Here is an 18,454-nt window from a genome sequence, read left to right as displayed (position 1 = left end):
GTTTTATCTTTTATATCTTTGCTGTAAAGACAAAATCAGCACTCATTAAAAATCTTTTCTTGATTAAATTTTTGTAAATTCATTTTTAGTGTTAAAAATGTGATGATATTAACTTTATAAAAGTATTATTATATATTTTTTACTTAGGATAGCAATTATGAAAAAAACAATTTTAACCATTCTTTTTTTATTCACTCTTACGCAGGCTAAGGAAATACAAGTTTATGAAAGTCCTACTTGTGGCTGTTGTGATTTTTGGGCTGATTATATGAAAGCTAAGGGTTATGAGGTTAGTGTTCATAAAACCAATGATTTTCTTAAAATCAAAGAAAAAATGGGTATAAAAGATGAGTATCAAAGTTGCCATACGGGTGTGATCGAAGGCTATGCTATTGAAGGGCATGTTCCTGAAAGTGCTATAGCATGGTTGCTTGAAAACAAACCTAAAGATGTTATAGGAATTTCAGCTCCTGGCATGCCGCAAGGAAGCCCAGGAATGGAACAAGGTTATAGTGAAAAATATCCTGTAATTTTAATGAAAAAAGATGGAAGCTATGAGCTTTATGGATATTTTATAGGAGATAAAAAGCTTTAAAGTAAATTTTTAGCTTTTTACTTTTTTGATTTCTTTTTCAAGTATGCTATAAGGAGTTAAGCCTATGAATTTTTCATCCATTTTTCCTTCTTTGAAAAAACTAAGCACAGGTACTCCATATATTTCCCCAATGGCACTTGAAAGGTATTTAGCTGCTCTTTTTTCATAAAACATTGCTAAATTAGATAAACCTTTTTCATCAGCCCAAGCTTTTGCATCATTTGCATCATTTGCATCACCTAAAACCACAAAAATACTAAAATCATAATTTTTAGCCAAATTCTGCAAAATAGGAATTTGTTCTTTGCAAACTCCGCAATCTTTTGTGAAAAATACTAAGGCAAAATTTTGTGCTTTATCATTTAGTTTTAGGCTTTTTTCAAAACCATTGTAGGCAAAATTATAAGTTTTATCACTATTTAAAGCTTTAAAATTTTCTCCACTATCACAAGCTACAAAAAATAAAGCTATGATTAAAGCAAAGAAATAAGCTTGGATTCGAAAAATTCCCATGGTTTTTCTCCTAAAATTCTATCTTTTATCATTCCATCTTTAATGATGATGGTAGTAGGGGTTGCAAACACAGCGTAACGATCATTGGTGATTTTAAGATCGTCTTTTAAAACTTTTACATTTTTAAAGTCAAATTGTTCGGCTAAAACTTTAACCACATTGGCATTATCGATGGAATTTATAGCATAAACACTGATTTTATTGGGGTGATTTTGTATGAATTCATCTAAAGAAGGGAGCTCTTTTAAGCAAGAAGGGCAGCCATTTTGAAAAAAGACTAAGACTTTTAAACTTGTATTATCATCAGCAAGTTTTACAGCTTTTCCTAAAGTATCTTTAGCTGAAATTTCAGCGCTTTTTTCTCCAACTTTTCCAGTATCTTTTGAATTTTCAAAAGAACAAGCATTGAGCAAAAACAAAATGCTTAAGATTAAAAGGCTTTTTTTCATTTTAACACCCCATGTTGTAAGATAAGGGTTCGATCTGCGAATTTGGCTAAATCAGGATTGTGTGTGATTAAAACTATGGTTTTGCCTTCATTTTTTAATTTTTGCAAGGTTTGAAGAACGATTTGTTCATTGGCTTCATCTAAATTTCCTGTGGGTTCATCTGCGAGCAAAAGCTCTGGGTTGTTGATCAAAGCTCTTGCTATACAAACTCTTTGTTGTTCCCCGCCACTTAATTGGCTAGGTAAATGAGTGAGTCTATGTGAAAGTCCTACTTTTTCAAGAACCATTTTAGCATCTTCTTCATCTACGCTTGAGTGATAATACTGAGAGAGCATAACATTTTCTAAGGCGTTAAGATAGGGGATAAGATGAAATTGTTGAAAGACAAGTCCTATTTTTTCACGACGCAAGGTGATTTTTTGCTCCTCATCCATTTGCTCTAGGTTTTCATTGTCTAAGATATACTCTCCAGAGCTTGGAGTATCCATGAGTGATAGTATGTTTAAAAGCGTTGATTTTCCACTTCCTGATGGACCCATGATGGCAAGCCATTCTCCTTCATAGACGCTTAAGTTGATATTGTTTAAGGCTTTAACTTTGCCAAATTCTTTATTTAAGTTGTTTATTTTAATAAGTTCTTTTTTCATCATTCACCTTTCAAATTTTCACACACATTGATTTTTAATGCTCTTTTTATAGGAAAAAATGCAGCCAAAAAGGCAAAAATCAAAGAAATGATTAAGGCTATAAAAACAGCTATAAATCTAAAATCAATACTAGAATTAAAAATCAAATAACCAAAGACATTAGCTAAAAATATCCCACAAAAAGCTCCGATTAAACTAGCAAAAAAACTTACTATAAAGCATTCACTAGCAAAAAGTTTAAAAATTTCACTTTTTTTCGCACCCAAGGCTAAACGCAGTGCGATTTCTTTTTTGCGAGAAAATATAATAGAGCTTAAGGTCGTATTAACGCTAGTAGTGACTATGATCAATACTACAAGTATGATTAAAAACATTAAAGCTTTGATTTTTCCAAGCACTAAACCTTCACTTAAGGATACTGAAGATATAGGTTTTGCATCGATGAATTCATTGCTGATTGCTTGTGTTTTGGCTTTAACTTCATCAAAATTTCCATAAACTACAGCATTAGCATAGTTAATACCGGCTCTATCGCTTAAATTTTGCACCACGCTTAAAGGGGCTAAAACAATGCTATCAAATTCATCATTGCTTGAAAGTATGCCTTTTATGGTAAGTTTTATGCTTTTTCCATTGTTTGGATTGTAAATTTGAAGTTCATTGCCTGTTTTTAGGCCTAGTTGCTTGGCTAAATTAACCCCCAAAAAGGCTGAATTTTCATCAAAATCATTTAGAGAAAAGCTTCCTTCTTTAACTTCTAAAAAAGGTTTAGTGATTTTTAAAGCCCTAAAATCAGTGCCTAAAACCACTCCGCTTGTACTGCCTAAATTTAAAAAATCATACAAAAAAGGAGTTAAAGCTCTAGCCTTTAAATTTTCTTTTATTTTTTCATACTCAGCATTGGAGATAAAATTTTCATCCTGCTTAGGACTTATCATTACATTTGCTCCATAAGCTTTTAATTCTTTAGAAAGTTTGGTGTCAATATCAAAATAAATATTTAAAAAAGCTGAGCAAGTAAGTGCTCCTATAAAAACACTTAAAACTATTATAAAAAGTCTTTGATAAGAAAAGCTAATGCTTTTAAAAAGCTCATTAAGGAAAAACTTATCTACCATAAAGCACTCCTGCAGCTGAAAGTTGTGTGATATTTTTGATAGGAAGCAAGCAACCTAGTAAGGCAATAAGTCCTGCAAAAATAAAGCTTAAAGGTAAAGCTACAAAGGCTATATCAATAAAATATCCAAAAATGCTAAGGCTGATGATTTGAGAAAGTGCTGTGCCAAAAATAAAGCCAAAGAAAGCGGCAAATAAAGCTACGATTAAATTTTCACTAGCAAAGATGAGATAAATTTGAAAAGTATTAGCACCAAGTACTTTTAAAAGTCCTATTTCTTTTTTTCTACGATGAATTTCAGAACTCATCAGGCTTGAAATCGCAATACTTGCAACAATAAGACAAATAATACAAGTAATGCCCATTAAGGATTGGATCTTTTTAACCACCAAGCTTTGAGCATCGCTTATAGCATTTAGAGCTTTTGCATCAGCACCTGGTAAGCCATCGCTAATTTGACTAGCGATTGAGCCTACATAAGCTGAGCAATACCATTTGTCATATTCTAACTGATCTAATTTTTCTTCGCCCATGCGACGCACTTTTTCAGAAAGGGCTGATTCAGGTATGGTAAAAGCTCTTACTTCTGCACTTGAGTAAAGCCCTTGTTTGTTGAGTAAATCTTGAGCTAAATTTAAAGGAGCGATGATTTTATTTGACATTTTAGGATTGGCATGAAGTAAAATGCCTACGATTTTTGCTTCTTTGCTTTGATTGTTTTCTCCTATGAGTTTGATAGTATCTCCTAATTTTAGTTTATTGTTTTTAGCAAAGTCTTCGCCTAGCATGATTTCATTGCTATCATCTTTTGCCCATTCTCCTTGCACTGCTAAATAAGGATAAAGACTTTTTATACCTGTGATAAAATCATCATCATCTTTAATTTTTATGGCTTTTTGAAAATAAGTGCCATAAATAAGTGCTTTTTGCTGGGAGTTTTCAATTGTGATTTTACCTTCTAAAAAAGGAGCAAGTGCGGTGATGTTGTTACGCCAATAAATGTCTTTAATCATATATAAATTTTTTTCTTCTAGGTAGTTTTTGTTTTTTAAGGGTTCATAAAGTTCATTACCTATTTCTATACTAAGGCTTGAGCCTTTGGGTAAAATAAGGATATTAGAGCCATAGCTTTTGAGTTGTTTAGTTACTTCATCGCCTATACTTAGGGTAATATTTAGCATAGTAGAGAGCAAAAGCGTGGCTAAAAAACAAGTAAGAAAGGCTAAAAATTTTTGAATTTTGTTTTTAAATATAGAGTTAAAAATCATTTTAGCCAACATCGTTTCTCCTTTGGATTAAAAATTGGGCTTCGTTTTCTTCTACATATTTTGTAGGATCTTTTTTAAATTCTTCATAGTTGTTTTGATTTGAAAAATAATAAGTAATTCCTTTATAGCTATAAGAAAAAGGAGCTTGGGTGTTTATAACCTTTGTTTTTGATACAGGATCTTGCACTTCAATTTCCTTGATTTGACTAAAATAATTAGATCCTGCTATTACATCTTTAACATCTATGGTGATTTTTTTACCATCGTATTCGTATTTGAGTGGGATAGGATTGCAACCCCCGCTTTTGCCTACACTAGGTAAGAAAATACGCACATTGCAAGAAATGCAAATGAGTTGTCCATCTTTTTTGATATAACCCATATCTCCACAAATCATACAAGCATCAAAAACAGCTACAGGAGAATCCCTATCTTCTCTTTTGTTGATAAGAAAAAACCTTATCACTTTACCTTCAGCGCTGATATAAGCAAAGCGGTGGAGTTTGTTATCCCTTAAAAGAGCTATATCAAAGATAAATTTGCCATTCTTATCGGGTAAAATTTCTTTAGGCTCATCTATGGTTAAAGGCTTAGAACTTACCATAAAAAAGTATAAAATAATGCAAAAGCTTATAACACAGGAGATAAAAACACTGGAAAAATAGCGATTAATAAGACTTGTTTTAGCTTCGTTTTTGCGATAATTTATATCTAAAATTTGTTTTTTGCTTATATTTTTTTTGCGAATTTTTAAGCTTAAGAATGCTAAAAAAGCGATGAAAATTAAATAAACATAAATTCCAAAAACACCAAAATAATTACTTTTTCCTATAAAACTCACCAAAAAAGTATGAGTTTCTATGATGGAATTTCGCATTAAAGTAAGCAAGATATTGGCTAGAGCTTTATCGCTTTCTATAAGGATAAGCAGTAAAAACAGCATAAAGCTTGTTTTTTGATTAAAATTTTTTTGCCATTTTAAAAAGAAGAAAATCAAAATACAAACAAGCAAGGCTAAAGCAATAAAACCTAAAGAACTTATACCTTCGCTATCGATTAAAGAGCTAGTAAAAATAGGGAAATCTTGACTTAAAAAATAATAATGCAAAGCGGTGCAAAAACTTAAAATTCCCAATAAAATAAAATTTAAAATTTCAATTTTTTTCCAAAAATAAAATATAAAGCTTACTAGCAATAAACCTATAAAAACAAAATCAAAATTAAAGATTAAATTTTCGGTTTTTAAAAATTGTGTTGCGATAAAAAAAGCAAAATATCCAAATAAAAAGCCCAAAAAAACTACTAAAAAACTTTTAAAAATATATTTTTTATCAGGAGTGATAAAGGCCATTAAAATACTTAGTGGTAAAACACTGATAAGAAAATGCACAAAATATATACTCATAATTTACTCTTTAAACATTGTTATTTTAATTTTCAAATAAAAATAAAAATATTTAAACACTCGGAAAATCCGAGTGTAAAATCATTTTGGCGTGCCTGTGTATTTGAATTTATAATCTACTTTAAAAGGTTCAAACCACTTACCCACGCCTGTTTCTTCATCAACGTGGCGTCCAAAACCTTGTTTTTCTGGATTTGAGATATAAAAAGTAAGTTCATAATTTCCTACGCCAAAGCCACCTTTTTTATCTTTTTCCATAGCGATATTTGCACCATAGTGAGGACCATCATCAGCCACCATAGGCATCAAAGTTCCGCGTTTAATTGCACCTGTATCGGTATTTTTAAGTTCATAAGCTATGGTTAAATAAGGCATCCAAAAACCTTCTGGAAAACCATTTGGATTGTTTTTAAGTGCGTGAATGTCAGCTTCTAGGTGAATATCTGCTAAAGACGCAGCTAGATCAATACCTCTTGGTTCCATTTCAATAGGTTGTAAATAAACAGCGGCTATTTCCATACCATTAAGTTCTTTTGGATCACCGATTGGCACTTCGCCTGCAAATAAATTTGTACTAATAACCGCAGCTGCAGCAACTACTGATAAAACTTTTTTTATCATGATTTTACTCCTTTTTTTGAAATTTGTTTTGTTATTAAAATGCCAATAATTAGCATGATCAAAACTATAAATTGAGGGATTAAGGTTTCATAGTAAGGATAAATTCCAAGCCATAAAATCGGTTCAAAATTCATAGGTATAAGACTAGGAATAATGACTTTTCCTTCTATGAGTTCAGCTATGCCTTTGCCTGTAAAAACAAAAACCATGTAAAAAATAATGTAAGAAGTGATATAGAAAAATTGTTTTACAGGTATGCGAATGGCTCCTGCTTTTAAAAGAAAATATAAAACAATAAGTATTAAAATTCCAAGTCCAAGCCCGCCAAAAACAGCACCAAAATCAGTGCTTGTTTTAGCATCAAAAAGCAAGGCTTGATAAAAAAGCACAGTTTCTGCACCTTCTCTATAAACAGCTAAAAATACGGTGATCCAAAGGGTTTTTGCACTATTGTTTGATATGGCATCTATAGCACCTTGTTTGATAAAGCTTGTCCATTTTTTATTTTGTGCGTTTGAAAGTAGCCAAAAGCCCACATAAAAGAGTAGCAATACGGCTATAAGCATGGTAATACCCTCTATAAGCTCTCTACTTTGTCCTGCATTTTCTTTAAATAGCCAAGAAACTCCAAAAGCGGTAACAAAACTTAAAATCACTCCTGTAAAAAGAGCACTATAGGCGATATTTAAACGATTTTTATTACCACTTTGCACAAGATAAGAAACAATGGCTACAACGATAATCAAAGCTTCCAAGCCTTCACGCAAAATAATACCTAAAGCCCATATAAACAGCGAATAAGGAGTAGAATCTTGAATTTTATCCACGCTGCTTGCTATGAGTTGTTCTAAGTCATTAAAAGTGGCTTCAAGCTCTTTTTTATCTGCACTTGCTTTAATCAGTGCCACACCTTTGGAAAATAAACTTTCTATTTTAAGTTTTAAGCCGCTATCTACAGCACCGATTTTATTTTCCATACCGCTTGCTTCAAAAATATCTAGATAAATTCCTTGTAAATCATCTACTATAGAGGCACTAAAGCCATCATAATTTTTTAAAATTCCATCTAAAGCAAGTTTGATATCATTAGAAACTTTGGCATAATCTTTGCCTTTTGTTTCATCATTAAAGCCTGAAATTTGCAAACTTGAAAGTTCTGAATTTGGAATTTGTAAGAAAACATCAAAAATTTGTTCTTCTATGTTATCTAAGCCATCTCTTAAGCCTTTTTCATCTATTTTTTCATCGTTGATTTGGCGTATAAGGGTGCGTATGGCTTGTTGAATTTTTTGATCGTTTCCTGCTTTGGTAAATTTATTTACTAAAATTTCTACTTTAGTATTGCGATAATCACTAAATAAGGCATCATTTAAAAAATCTTTACTAGCTTGGTAGTTTTTTTCTTTAAAAGCATTAGCAGCCTGTGAAAATTTGGTAGAGATATTATCTAGTATAAATTGCAATCTTGCGTCCATTGCAGCAGCAGCTTGCAAATCAGCACTTGCATTATCATCTGTAAGTTTGCTTGCATCGTTGTTTGTAGGTGTAGGATCTTGGGTGGTTAAAGAGCTTTGTGCTAAATCTTTTTTATCCACGCCCATCATTTGTGCGATTAAAGCTTCTGCATCAGCTTCGCGTTTGGCATTGGCTTCTAGGCTTGATTTTTCAGCTTTAGCCTTATCATAGTTTGTATCACTTGCTTCTGCTTTTAAACGATATCCATTTTGTAAAATAGGGGCTACTTCATCAAGATCATAATAAAGACTATCCACTAAAGCATTAATTTGTGTCAAAGGAGCTTCATCTTTATACATGCGACGCAAATTTACAAATTTACGCTCCATAGTGATGGCTTTTCTTCCTATGTTTCTTCCTATAGGGCCTTCCATATTTTCAAAATGTTGAAAATATGCATCTTCGCTAAGCTTTTTGGCGCCTAGATTATCGCCCTTTTTGTAAGTTTCTATGCTTTGCTTTAGCATATCTTTGATAAGATTTGCTTCATTAATATAATCATCTACTCTAGCAAAAGCTGAGCTTGATAAAAAAATACTTGTAATTAAAAATATAATTTTAAAAATTTTCATTATCATTATCCTTGGTTTTTGATAAAAATAATATTTATTATCAAAATAAATAATAGCTAGTATAATATTAAAAATCTTAAATAGAACTAAAAAATAAGCTTTTGTATTGATAATATTTTTTATTAATTATATTTAAGATATATTTTAATAAATTTTTAAATATATCTTATTTTGTGATTTAATATGAGTTGTTTTTAAGTATCGCAAGGTTTTCTTCTAAGTTATGCACTTTGGGATATTGTTTTTGTATTTTTAATTTTTCCTTTTTTGGTATTTTAAAAGCTTAATCAAAATCAAAAAATCATTTATTGTATTCTTCAAGGAGATGGTTATAGCATATTTTAGATTAAGTAGATATATCCAAAAGTTTATCTTTTTTGTTGGTATCTGTGTTTGTAGAATCGCTATTGTCTTTATTTACTTCTTCTTTCTCAGCTTTAGCTTCTACTTTTTCTTTTTTTTCTTGAAATTTTAAAGTTGAAGTTATATCAATTCTTTTACTTTCAAAATTTGTATCTACTATTCCCCTACAAGGTGTATTAAGTAACATTAGCAAACTCCTATATAATTGCAATAGCTTTTTAAGTTGTAATTTTTGATTATATTATAAATCGTATAAATAAGATAAAACTTAAATTTATTGAAGTAAAATTTTATCTATTTCATTTGCTTCTAAAAGTATCAACCATTTATATTTTGCTTATTGTTTCATAGTGTAAAAATTTTTAAAATAGGATTTTATCTTAAAAAATTTATGATTTTTAATTTCAGATATTGGTTTCCTTGAAAAATTTTAATAAAGTTTTAGTAAAAAATATTAAGTTTTAAAAATATCATCCGATTTAAATAAAGTCTTAAGACTCAATCTAAAAGGAGGACGATATGGTTTCAGATGTTTCTATGGGTAATGCTAATTTAATGACTGCTGTTAATACTTCAGTTTTGAAAAAATCTATGGACACAAACGAGGCATTGATGAATGAACTCATCGAAGGTATGGAAGGTGTCTCTCAAGCCTCCGCTCCACAAGTTTCTAGCTCTAGTGGTTTGGATATTTACGCTTAAATATCTTAAGAACAAGCTTAAGAACTTGTTGGTATCTTGAGCTTGTTTTTTTAAATAATTATTTCTTTAGTATTTTTTCGTTATAATTTTGCCATTTTATTTATCGTATTAAATTTTTATAAATTTTACTTAGGAGCAAGCATGCAAATGATAAAGAAGATGGTTTTAAGTGAAACTTTCCCTGGTATTTTGCTTATATTTTTTACATTTTTAGCCTTATTATGTAAAAATTCTTCTTTAAGTGTTATTTATACAGATTTTTTTCATGCTAATTTTACAGTAGGATTTGATCATTTTCAAATTTCAAAATCGTTGGATTTATGGATAAATGATGGTTTGATAGCTATATTTTTTCTATGTATAGGGCTTGAGTTAAAATATGAAATTTTACGCGGACAGCTTAAAAATATAAGAGCTGTATCTTTACCTATATTTGGAGCTTTGGGGGGTATGATTACTCCTGCTTTAATTTTTGCTGCTATTAATTATTCCCATGATTTTGCTATGAAAGGTTGGGCAATACCTACAGCAACTGATATAGCTTTTGCAGTGGGTATTTTGATGCTTTTAGGAAATAAAATTCCTACAAGTTTAAAGCTTTTTTTACTTTCTTTGGCTATTTTTGATGATTTGGGCGCTATTGTTATTATTGCTTTATTTTATACAGATCAGCTTTCAGCTTTGGCAATTATTATTTGTTTGTTTTGTATATTTGCTCTGCTTTTGTTAAACTATTATCACATCACCCATCTTTCTTTATATGTGTTAGTAGGTGTTGTATTGTGGATAGCTATGCTTAAAAGTGGAGTACATGCGACTTTGGCTGGCGTGATCATTTCTTTATTTATACCTCTTGATACAAAAAATAAAAAACCTTATTTGCATGAAGTTCTTAAGGATTTAAATCCTTGGGTGGTTTATTTTATCTTGCCTTTATTTGCTTTTGCTAATGCTGGAATTGATATCAGAGATATGCATCTTGGTTCGGTATTTTCGCCTGTAAGCCTTGGAATTATTCTAGGATTATTTTTAGGAAAGCAAATAGGTGTTTTTACTTTTTGTTTTATTGCTATCAAACTTAAGCTTGCAAAACTACCTGAAAATATTAAATATAGAAAATTTTATGGTATATGTATTTTAACAGGCATTGGTTTTACGATGAGTTTGTTTATTGATGGTTTGGCTTATAAAAATAGTGATATTTTTGAACATGCGGATAAACTTGCTATTTTAATAGCTAGTTTTTTAAGTGCCATTGTTGGTTTTATTTATCTTAAGATTGTTAAATGAATAATATAGTACATAAATTAAAAACTTTGGTTTTAAACGAGGCTTTTGGTGGTGTTTTACTTATAGTTTGTACTTTACTTGCTTTACTTGTGCAAAATGGATCTTTTAGCGAACATTATCGAGAATTTCTAAATTTAAAAGTCGGATTTAGTGTAGGCAAATTTGAGCTTAATAAACCTTTTTTGCTTTGGATAAATGATGGGCTTATATCTATATTTTTCTTTGCTATAGGGCTTGAGCTTAAGAAGGAGTTTTTGCATGGGGATTTTAAAAATCCTAAAAATATTGTTTTACCTTTTATGGCTGCTTTAGGGGGTATACTTATACCTGCAATGTTGTTTGCTTTGGTAAATATAGGAGATGCTTATACTTTAAAAGGTTGGGCTATACCTACAGCCACAGATACAGCGTTTGCCTTAGCGATTTTAATGATGTGTGGTAAGCATATTCCATCAAGTTTAAAGATTTTCTTACTTTCTTTGGCTATTTTTGATGATGTGGGTGCTATTTTAATTATAGCTATTTTTTATACGACAAAATTATCAATAGCTGCTTTTGTGATTGCAGGACTTGCTATTTTGGTAATGCTTATTTTAAATCTTTTAGGAATAACAAGAAAGTCTTTTTATTTTATTTGCTCAGTTATTCTTTGGATTAGTGTTTTAAAAAGTGGCGTGCATGCAACCTTGGCTGGAATCATAACAGCATTTTTTATACCGATGCAAACTAAAAATGGAGAAGCATTTTTAGAAGAAATCTATGAAAGTCTAAAATTTTGGCTCGCTTTCGTTATATTGCCTTTATTTGCTTTTGCTAACGCTGGAGTAAATTTATCCAATATCGATATAGGAGCAATTTTTTCAGGTGTAAGTATAGGTATTTTCTTGGGGCTTTTTGTGGGTAAACAAGTGGGTGTATTTTTATTTTCTTATTTGGCAATCCGCTTTAAATTTGCAGCCTTGCCTCAAGGTTCAAATTTGAAACAACTTTATGGGGTTTGCATACTTACAGGAATTGGTTTTACAATGAGTTTGTTTATCGATGGCTTGGCGTATGAAGTCAGTGATATTTTTAATTATGCAGATAATTTAGCTATTCTTATAGCTTCATTTTGTTCTGGGATTTGGGGTTTTATTTATCTTAAATTCTTTGCTACTCGATCTTAAGGGGATTGATGAGGCATATTTTTTTTATTATTACGATTATATTTTTTATAAGCGGATGTAGTTTTTATCAGAATCTAAACTATCGTCCTAGTTATAACACAAATAAAGAAGCAAGGCTCAAGGTTATTGCAAATGAATGGAAAAAAACCCCTTATGTTTTAGGTGGAACTAGTAAAAAAGGTGCTGATTGTTCAGGATTTACGCAGAATGCATTAGCTCAGCTTAATATACGCATACCTCGCACTACAAAAACTCAATTAGGCTCTGGAAGAAAAGTTTCTAAATCAAAATTGCAAACAGGAGATTTGGTGTTTTTTAAGACAGGTAGAGGGCCAAATGGTATGCATGTTGGTATTTATATGAGTAAGGGAAAATTTATACATTTGTCTACTAAAGGTGGAGTAAAAGAAGTCGAGCTAAATAACTCTTATTGGAAGGCTCGCTATATGGGAGCAAGAAGGTATTAAAGTGAAAATAGGTGTATTTGACAGCGGAGTAGGGGGACTTAGTGTTTTAAAATCTCTTTATAAAGCTAGACTTTTTGATGAAATTATCTATTATGGAGATACCGCAAGAGTTCCTTATGGAGTAAAAGATAAAGATACTATTATAAAGTTCTGTCTTGAAGCATTGGAATTTTTTGAACAATTTCAAATTGATATGCTTATCATCGCATGCAATACTGCTAGTGCTTATGCTTTAGATGCTTTAAGAGTAAAGGCACATTTTCCAGTATATGGTGTAATTGATGCAGGGGTTGAAGCAACGATAAAAGCTTTGCATGATAAAAATAAAGAAATTTTAGTCATTGCGACAAAAGCAACCATTAAATCAGAAGAATATCAAAAGCGTTTATTATCTCAAGGATATACAAATATAAATGCTTTAGCTACAGGGCTTTTTGTGCCTATGGTTGAAGAAGGTATTTTTGAAGGAGATTTTTTGCAAAGTGCTATGGAGTATTATTTTAAAAATATCACAACTCCAGATGCTTTGATACTCGCTTGCACTCATTTCCCTTTACTAGGTCGTTCTTTAAGTAAGTATTTTGGCGATAAAACAAAATTAATTCATTCAGGAGATGCTATAGTTGAATTTCTTAAAGAAAGAGAAAATATAGATTTGAAAAATCATAAAGCAAAATTACATTTTTATGCTTCAAGCGATGTTGAATCTTTAAAAAATACTGCTAAAATTTGGCTAAATTTATAAGGAAATAAAATGATAGAATTGAAAAAACCAGATGAAATAGAAAAATTAAGAATATCAAATCAAATTGTAGCAAAAACTTTAAATTTTTTAGAGAATGAAATTAAAATAGGAATGAGCTTAAAACAAATTGATAAAATGGCAGAAGATTATATTTTAAGCCTTGGCGCCAAGCCATCATTTAAGGGACTTTATGGTTTTCCAGGTGCCATTTGCACATCTTTAAATCAAGTTTGTATCCATGGAATTCCAGATGATAAAATTATCAAAGAGGGTGATATTTTAGGTCTTGATGTGGGAAGTTTGATTGATGGGTATTATGGGGATGCAGCAAGAACTATTGCTATAGGAGAAGTTTCACCCACTGATAAAGCTTTAATCTCTTGTGCTAAAGACGCGTTATATCATGCTATAGATATTATTCGTGATGGAATGCGTTTTAAGGAACTTTCAGCTGCTTTAGGCGAATTTATCCATGCAAGAGGTTTTGTCCCGCTTCGTGGATATTGCGGGCATGGTATAGGACGAAAGCCCCATGGAGAGCCCGAAATTTTAAACTATTTAGAAAAAGGTGCGAGTGCAAAAAGTGGCCCTAAAATTAAAAATGGAATGGTGTTTTGCATAGAGCCTATGATATGCCAAAAAGATGGAACACCAAAGCATTATAATGGAAAATGGGATGCTGGAAGTATTGATGGGCTGAATGCGGCTCATTATGAACATTGTGTTGCTGTGATTAATGGGCGTGCTGAAATTCTTTCTATGATATGATATTAAATTATAAAAATAATATTTTTTTCTTAAAATTCTAAAAATTTAAAATTTTTTAAATAATATTGTAGTAATATTCTTTAATAATTTAAGTTACTAAATGATATTTTTATAGCAGATTAAGTGTTTTTAGAATAAAATGTCACATCGTATTAAACTAAAACATAAATATGGTTTAGATAATTTAATAAAAATTGTTAAATTATCTAAATATTTATTTTAGTTTAAAGAGATCTTTTAAGATCTCGTTTGGGTTAGGCTATTTCCCTCCCCCTTTTTATTCGTAGCCTAACTCTCTTTTAGAGTTTGGAAAATCTCTTTAAGCTAAAATATATTATATTTGCTTAAAGAGAACAAACGATTACTATTCTTACTTAAATAAATTTTTAAAATCCATTGTAGAGTTATAAATTCCAGCATTATCCATAGTTTCGCCCATGGTGATTGCGGTTGCTAACTCTGATAGAATGATTTTTATTTCATCTCTTTTATCTTGTATATAGGCCAATACACCTTCGTAATTACTTGTTTGAAGAATTAAAAGTGGATTAGCAATTTCAAATTCAAAAAGTTTTTTACCAACATAAACATTGAAAATATTTCCAAAAAGGGCTGTTCCCATGAAAGAGCAGTTTTGTATAAGTTGTGATGCTGTGGCATCAAGAGTTCTTTTTTGCATATCATCTGAATTTTCATCTATTCTTTCTAGAATGCTTTTTTCTATTTTTTTTAAAGACATATCAAGCACTTGAAGCGCTCCTATAAAATCATTTGCATCATTAATTTGAGAGCAAATTTGATTTGCTTTAAATTCATTCACGCCCTGAATTTCACCTAAGTGTTTTTTAAATATATCTAAATCACTTTTCATTGTTTACCTTTCAAAAATATTGCTAAATATTTAAAAAGCAAAAAGTGTTCCTAAATTAGGATAAGTTAGAATTTACCCAAAAAACAATCTCATTGCCAATTTTATTCAAGGCTTTTTGAAAAGCATTATAAGTAGAGCGGATATCTTTTTTTTCTATTTTTTCTTTAGTATTGAAAATTTTATGAGCTATTATTTGATTGTTTTCAAGATTTATGAAATTTACGCTTATAGAAATTTGAGCGTAGTTTTCATTGTTGTTAAGAATTTGCTCAAAAGAGTTAATCCTGCTTTCAAGAGCATAATCCGCACTTAAAGAGCTTGTTGAAGAAAGTAAGGTTGTAAAAATATTGCTTTGTTCAAATTTTGACAAAATTAAAAAAGAGTAAAGATTGCTTGGTAAATCTCCCCAGAAATAATGTGCGTATTTGTTGCTAAAACCATTATCTATATAAACAATAGCTCGCGAGTTTAAATACAAAGGTGTATTTGCATTACGAATTTTAAGAATTTTACCGGTTTTTTTAAAAAAAATATTTGAGTCTATTCCTTCGTCTTTTAATATGATATTTTCATTTTTATTGATGGTTTCGTGTCTTAAAGAGCATCCGCATAACATAAAAATAAAAGTCAAAATATAGAATAATTGCTTTAGCATTATTTTTCTCCTGGTCCTAGTTTAGGTTTGGTTTCTTTAAAAATCAAATCAGCAGGGCTGTTTTGTAAATTTTCTATTAGAATATTGCTTTCAATTAAAACTCGTTTAAAAAGCTCTAAATTTTGCATCAAAGATGCTTTAATATCATCATAAGTGTTTAATTTTTCATCAGCTTTTTTTATGAAATTTTTTAAAATCATCGTACTTTCTTTTACGTCTTTAAGGCTGGAGTTGAAATTTTGCGCACTAAGGCTTATATTATCAGCCATTTTTCCTATTTTTAAACTTGCGTTTGAAAGATTAAGGCTTAAATTTTTAGAATTAGCGTTTAAATTTGCACTTAATTCTGCTAGATTTTGCAAAAGGATTTCTAGATTTTTAAGATTTTTTTCGCTTAAAAGTTCTTTTGATTTATCATCTGCCGTTTTAACTAAAGAAAAAATATGTTCACTTTGTCTATCTATGGTTGCTAAAAAACTTTCTTTAAAAGGAATGACCGGAAGTTTTCCCTGTATAGATACTAAATCTTTGCTATTTTTACTTCCGCCTTGAAGTTGGACAAATTTAAGTCCTGTGATACCTTGAAGTTGCAAAGTAGCAAAAGTATCTTCTTTTATAGGGGTGTTATTTTTGACCTTGATGCGTATGTTAACGCCGAGTTCATCTTGATTGTAAATGCTGATTTCTTCTACGCTACCTACTTCCACGCCCAAAAGCCTTACGGGTGCTTTTATGCCAAGTCCTGCAACGGATTCTTGTGTGTGAATTTCATAATACTTAAAACTTTCTTCTTTAGAGTATCCACCAAGCCAAAGTATGAAACCAAGGCTTGCAAAAAATACTCCAAAAACAAAAAGTCCTACAAAAAAATAATTTGCTCTATTTTCCACTTTTACTCCATAAATCTTTTAAAAAGTCGTTCATTTTGCAGGCGTAATTCTTCATAAGTACCGCAAAATCCAACTTTTTTATTTTCTAAAATGATAAAGCGATCGAGTAAATTTTTCATACTTTCTTTATCATGTGTAACCAAAATGATATTTAAATCAAAACTTTTTTTTAACTCTAAAACCAAATCGTCAAATTCACGACTACTATGAGGGTCAAGTCCTGAAGTAGGTTCATCTAAAAAAAGCAATTTACTATCAAGTGCTAAAGCTCTAGCAATTGCTACTCTTTTTTGCATACCGCCACTAAGTTCGCTTGGAAATTGTTTTAAAACACTTTCGTTTAAGCCTACCATTTTTAACTTCATTAAAACCAGTTCTTGTATGCTATTTTCATCTAAATGAGTGTATTCTTTTAAAGGAATGGCGATATTTTCATAAACATTAAAAAAGCTAAAAAGTGCAGCAAACTGAAAAACCACACCCCATTTTTTACGCAAAGTAAGTGCATCTTCTTCGTTGATATTTTTAAGTTTATAGCCTAAAATTTCATATTCTCCACCATCAAAATGTTCAAGCATAAGCATTTGTTTTAAAAGGACGGATTTTCCACTTCCGCTACCTCCTAAAATACCAAAAATTTCGTTTTTTTTGATTTCAAAACTTACGCCATCATGGACAATTTTTTCTCCAAATTTTGTAATGATATTTTGTGCTTTAATAACCATTTAAATTCCTGCAGAAGTTAAAATAACGGAGAATAAAGCATCAAAAGCTATCACCCAAAAAATAGCATTTACAACGCTTTTTGTTGTATAAATTCCTATACTTTGTGTAGTGTTTTTGACCTCAGAACCACGAAAACAAGCAATAAGTCCTATTAAAAATCCAAAAATAGGTGCTTTTGCAAGTCCTATAAAGATATGTTTTATATCGACAGCTTCTCTAAAGCGTCTTAAAAATTCGGCAAAAGAAATATCAATATTTAATTTTGCAACCATCATTCCACCTATAATACTGATCGCATCGCTAATGGCAACGATTAAAGGCATGGCCACTACCAAAGCCATGACACGTGGAATAATAATAAATTCAAAAGAACGAAAACCCATAGTATTCATAGCTGCAATTTCATCAGTAATTTTCATCACTCCAATTTGTGCGGTATAAGAACTTGCACTTCTTCCTGCGATCACTATGGCAGCGATTAAAGGTGCAAGTTCTCTAGTAGCTGAAATTCCCATCAAATCCACTATGAAAATATTGGCTCCAAATTGTGCGAGTTGATAAGCAGCCTGATAGGCTAAAACCACTCCTACTAAAAGAGCGGTTAAAATAACTATAGGCAGGGCTTTAAAAGCAGAATTTTCTATATGATATAAAAAAGCAATAAAGCGAAAATTTTTAGGATTTTTAAGGCATAAAAAAAGACTTGTGAAAAAAGCTCCTGTGAAATTGATGAATTTTCTTAAAATTTTTAAAAGTTCTAAACTTAATTTTCCAAGATCGATAAAATATTCACTGAAATTTTTATGTGATTTTTTTGTTTTGCTTAGTCTTTGGTAGTTTTTTTCACAAAGTTCAAAAAGGGTTTGAAAGCTTGAATTTAAGCCTTCTTTGGTGATTTTAATATTTTTATCTTTAAGATCATTTTCCAAAGCAAGGAAAAATCTCACTCCAGCGGTATCGATTGCTTTTAGATCTTTAAAATCAAAAATCACTTCCTTGCTTTGAATCAAAGCTAAAAAATCTTTTATTTTTAACTTATAAATACTTGTTTTATCCCAAATTCCAAAGATAAAAAGAGTGTTATTTTGAAATTTGAAATTTGCATTCAT

General features: G+C 30.6%; 21 protein-coding genes. 7 read left to right on the top strand and 14 right to left on the bottom strand.

The window, feature by feature from the left end:
* Positions 1 to 157: 157 nt before the first annotated feature.
* Complete coding sequence (locus FBE93_RS04990) at positions 158 to 595, top strand: DUF411 domain-containing protein (RefSeq protein WP_002932067.1); 438 nt, start codon at positions 158 to 160, stop codon at positions 593 to 595.
* 9 nt (positions 596 to 604) lie between these two features.
* Here the strand turns inward: FBE93_RS04990 and traF are convergent, their stop codons facing one another.
* The 9 genes from traF to FBE93_RS04945 all read right to left on the bottom strand — a co-directional run bounded on the left by traF (position 605) and on the right by FBE93_RS04945 (position 9,252).
* Positions 605 to 1,108 (bottom strand): conjugal transfer protein TraF, encoded by a 504-nt coding sequence (traF, locus tag FBE93_RS04985; RefSeq protein ID WP_038814768.1) that lies wholly within the window; start codon positions 1,106 to 1,108, stop codon positions 605 to 607.
* The gene (locus tag FBE93_RS04980; protein WP_002851267.1) at positions 1,069 to 1,557 is read right to left on the bottom strand and encodes a TlpA disulfide reductase family protein; all 489 of its coding nucleotides are present in this window, start codon (positions 1,555 to 1,557) and stop codon (positions 1,069 to 1,071) included. Before FBE93_RS04980 ends, traF begins: the two co-directional genes overlap by 40 nt.
* A complete protein-coding gene (locus FBE93_RS04975; RefSeq protein ID WP_002860103.1) occupies positions 1,554 to 2,207 on the bottom strand; it encodes an ABC transporter ATP-binding protein in 654 nt (217 codons plus the stop codon). Before FBE93_RS04975 ends, FBE93_RS04980 begins: the two co-directional genes overlap by 4 nt.
* On the bottom strand, positions 2,204 to 3,322 hold the full coding sequence (locus tag FBE93_RS04970) for an FtsX-like permease family protein (RefSeq protein ID WP_002877031.1): 1,119 nt from the start codon (positions 3,320 to 3,322) through the stop codon (positions 2,204 to 2,206). Before FBE93_RS04970 ends, FBE93_RS04975 begins: the two co-directional genes overlap by 4 nt.
* Positions 3,312 to 4,601 carry an ABC transporter permease gene (locus FBE93_RS04965; protein ID WP_165434231.1) on the bottom strand — a complete coding sequence of 430 codons (1,290 nt, stop codon included), beginning with the start codon at positions 4,599 to 4,601 and terminating at the stop codon, positions 3,312 to 3,314. The genes FBE93_RS04970 and FBE93_RS04965 overlap by 11 nt, the downstream gene beginning before the upstream one ends.
* Positions 4,591 to 5,994, bottom strand: a complete 1,404-nt coding sequence (locus tag FBE93_RS04960) for a Fe-S-containing protein (protein WP_002932056.1) — start codon at positions 5,992 to 5,994, stop codon at positions 4,591 to 4,593. The genes FBE93_RS04965 and FBE93_RS04960 overlap by 11 nt, the downstream gene beginning before the upstream one ends.
* An 81-nt stretch (positions 5,995 to 6,075) precedes the next feature.
* A complete protein-coding gene (locus FBE93_RS04955; RefSeq protein WP_002778842.1) occupies positions 6,076 to 6,615 on the bottom strand; it encodes an iron transporter in 540 nt (179 codons plus the stop codon).
* Positions 6,612 to 8,702 carry an FTR1 family protein gene (locus tag FBE93_RS04950; RefSeq protein ID WP_002932054.1) on the bottom strand — a complete coding sequence of 697 codons (2,091 nt, stop codon included), beginning with the start codon at positions 8,700 to 8,702 and terminating at the stop codon, positions 6,612 to 6,614. Before FBE93_RS04950 ends, FBE93_RS04955 begins: the two co-directional genes overlap by 4 nt.
* Positions 8,703 to 9,048: 346 nt before the next feature.
* On the bottom strand, positions 9,049 to 9,252 hold the full coding sequence (locus FBE93_RS04945) for a hypothetical protein (protein WP_002932052.1): 204 nt from the start codon (positions 9,250 to 9,252) through the stop codon (positions 9,049 to 9,051).
* A gap of 332 nt (positions 9,253 to 9,584) precedes the next feature.
* Here FBE93_RS04945 and FBE93_RS04940 point away from each other — a divergent pair, with 332 nt between their 5' ends.
* The 6 genes from FBE93_RS04940 to map all read left to right on the top strand — a co-directional run bounded on the left by FBE93_RS04940 (position 9,585) and on the right by map (position 14,203).
* On the top strand, positions 9,585 to 9,767 hold the full coding sequence (locus tag FBE93_RS04940) for a YjfB family protein (RefSeq protein WP_002856010.1): 183 nt from the start codon (positions 9,585 to 9,587) through the stop codon (positions 9,765 to 9,767).
* A 141-nt stretch (positions 9,768 to 9,908) separates the two neighbouring features.
* Positions 9,909 to 11,057: a Na+/H+ antiporter NhaA gene (gene nhaA / locus FBE93_RS04935; RefSeq protein ID WP_048818652.1), complete on the top strand. Its 1,149-nt coding sequence runs from the start codon at positions 9,909 to 9,911 to the stop codon at positions 11,055 to 11,057.
* Complete coding sequence (gene nhaA / locus FBE93_RS04930) at positions 11,054 to 12,223, top strand: Na+/H+ antiporter NhaA (protein ID WP_048818651.1); 1,170 nt, start codon at positions 11,054 to 11,056, stop codon at positions 12,221 to 12,223. The genes nhaA (FBE93_RS04935) and nhaA (FBE93_RS04930) overlap by 4 nt, the downstream gene beginning before the upstream one ends.
* Positions 12,224 to 12,231: 8 nt before the next feature.
* Positions 12,232 to 12,690: a C40 family peptidase gene (locus tag FBE93_RS04925; protein WP_002934229.1), complete on the top strand. Its 459-nt coding sequence runs from the start codon at positions 12,232 to 12,234 to the stop codon at positions 12,688 to 12,690.
* A gap of 1 nt (position 12,691) precedes the next feature.
* Complete coding sequence (gene murI, locus FBE93_RS04920; RefSeq protein ID WP_002934231.1) at positions 12,692 to 13,435, top strand: glutamate racemase; 744 nt, start codon at positions 12,692 to 12,694, stop codon at positions 13,433 to 13,435.
* 9 nt (positions 13,436 to 13,444) lie between these two features.
* On the top strand, positions 13,445 to 14,203 hold the full coding sequence (gene map, locus FBE93_RS04915; RefSeq protein ID WP_002934232.1) for a type I methionyl aminopeptidase: 759 nt from the start codon (positions 13,445 to 13,447) through the stop codon (positions 14,201 to 14,203).
* Positions 14,204 to 14,573: 370 nt separating this feature from the next.
* On the opposite strand, the gene FBE93_RS04910 is transcribed toward map, so the two are convergent.
* The 5 genes from FBE93_RS04910 to FBE93_RS04890 are packed head-to-tail and all read right to left on the bottom strand — an operon-like array spanning position 14,574 to position 18,454.
* Positions 14,574 to 15,074: a flagellar FLiS export co-chaperone gene (locus FBE93_RS04910; protein ID WP_002868879.1), complete on the bottom strand. Its 501-nt coding sequence runs from the start codon at positions 15,072 to 15,074 to the stop codon at positions 14,574 to 14,576.
* A 55-nt stretch (positions 15,075 to 15,129) separates the two neighbouring features.
* Complete coding sequence (locus FBE93_RS04905; RefSeq protein ID WP_002934233.1) at positions 15,130 to 15,729, bottom strand: ABC-type transport auxiliary lipoprotein family protein; 600 nt, start codon at positions 15,727 to 15,729, stop codon at positions 15,130 to 15,132.
* Positions 15,729 to 16,619, bottom strand: coding sequence for an MlaD family protein (locus FBE93_RS04900; protein WP_165434230.1), 891 nt, complete (start codon positions 16,617 to 16,619; stop codon positions 15,729 to 15,731). The genes FBE93_RS04905 and FBE93_RS04900 overlap by 1 nt, the downstream gene beginning before the upstream one ends.
* 2 nt (positions 16,620 to 16,621) lie before the next feature.
* Positions 16,622 to 17,344: an ATP-binding cassette domain-containing protein gene (locus FBE93_RS04895; RefSeq protein ID WP_002934234.1), complete on the bottom strand. Its 723-nt coding sequence runs from the start codon at positions 17,342 to 17,344 to the stop codon at positions 16,622 to 16,624.
* Positions 17,345 to 18,454, bottom strand: coding sequence for an MlaE family lipid ABC transporter permease subunit (locus FBE93_RS04890; protein ID WP_002934235.1), 1,110 nt, complete (start codon positions 18,452 to 18,454; stop codon positions 17,345 to 17,347).

Origin of the sequence: Campylobacter sp. CFSAN093229, from assembly GCF_011068225.1 — a bacterium.
Classification (GTDB): Bacteria; Campylobacterota; Campylobacteria; order Campylobacterales; family Campylobacteraceae; genus Campylobacter_D; species Campylobacter_D jejuni.
Note: the sequence above shows the minus strand (reverse complement) of the source record. Positions and strands in the feature narration are given on the sequence as shown.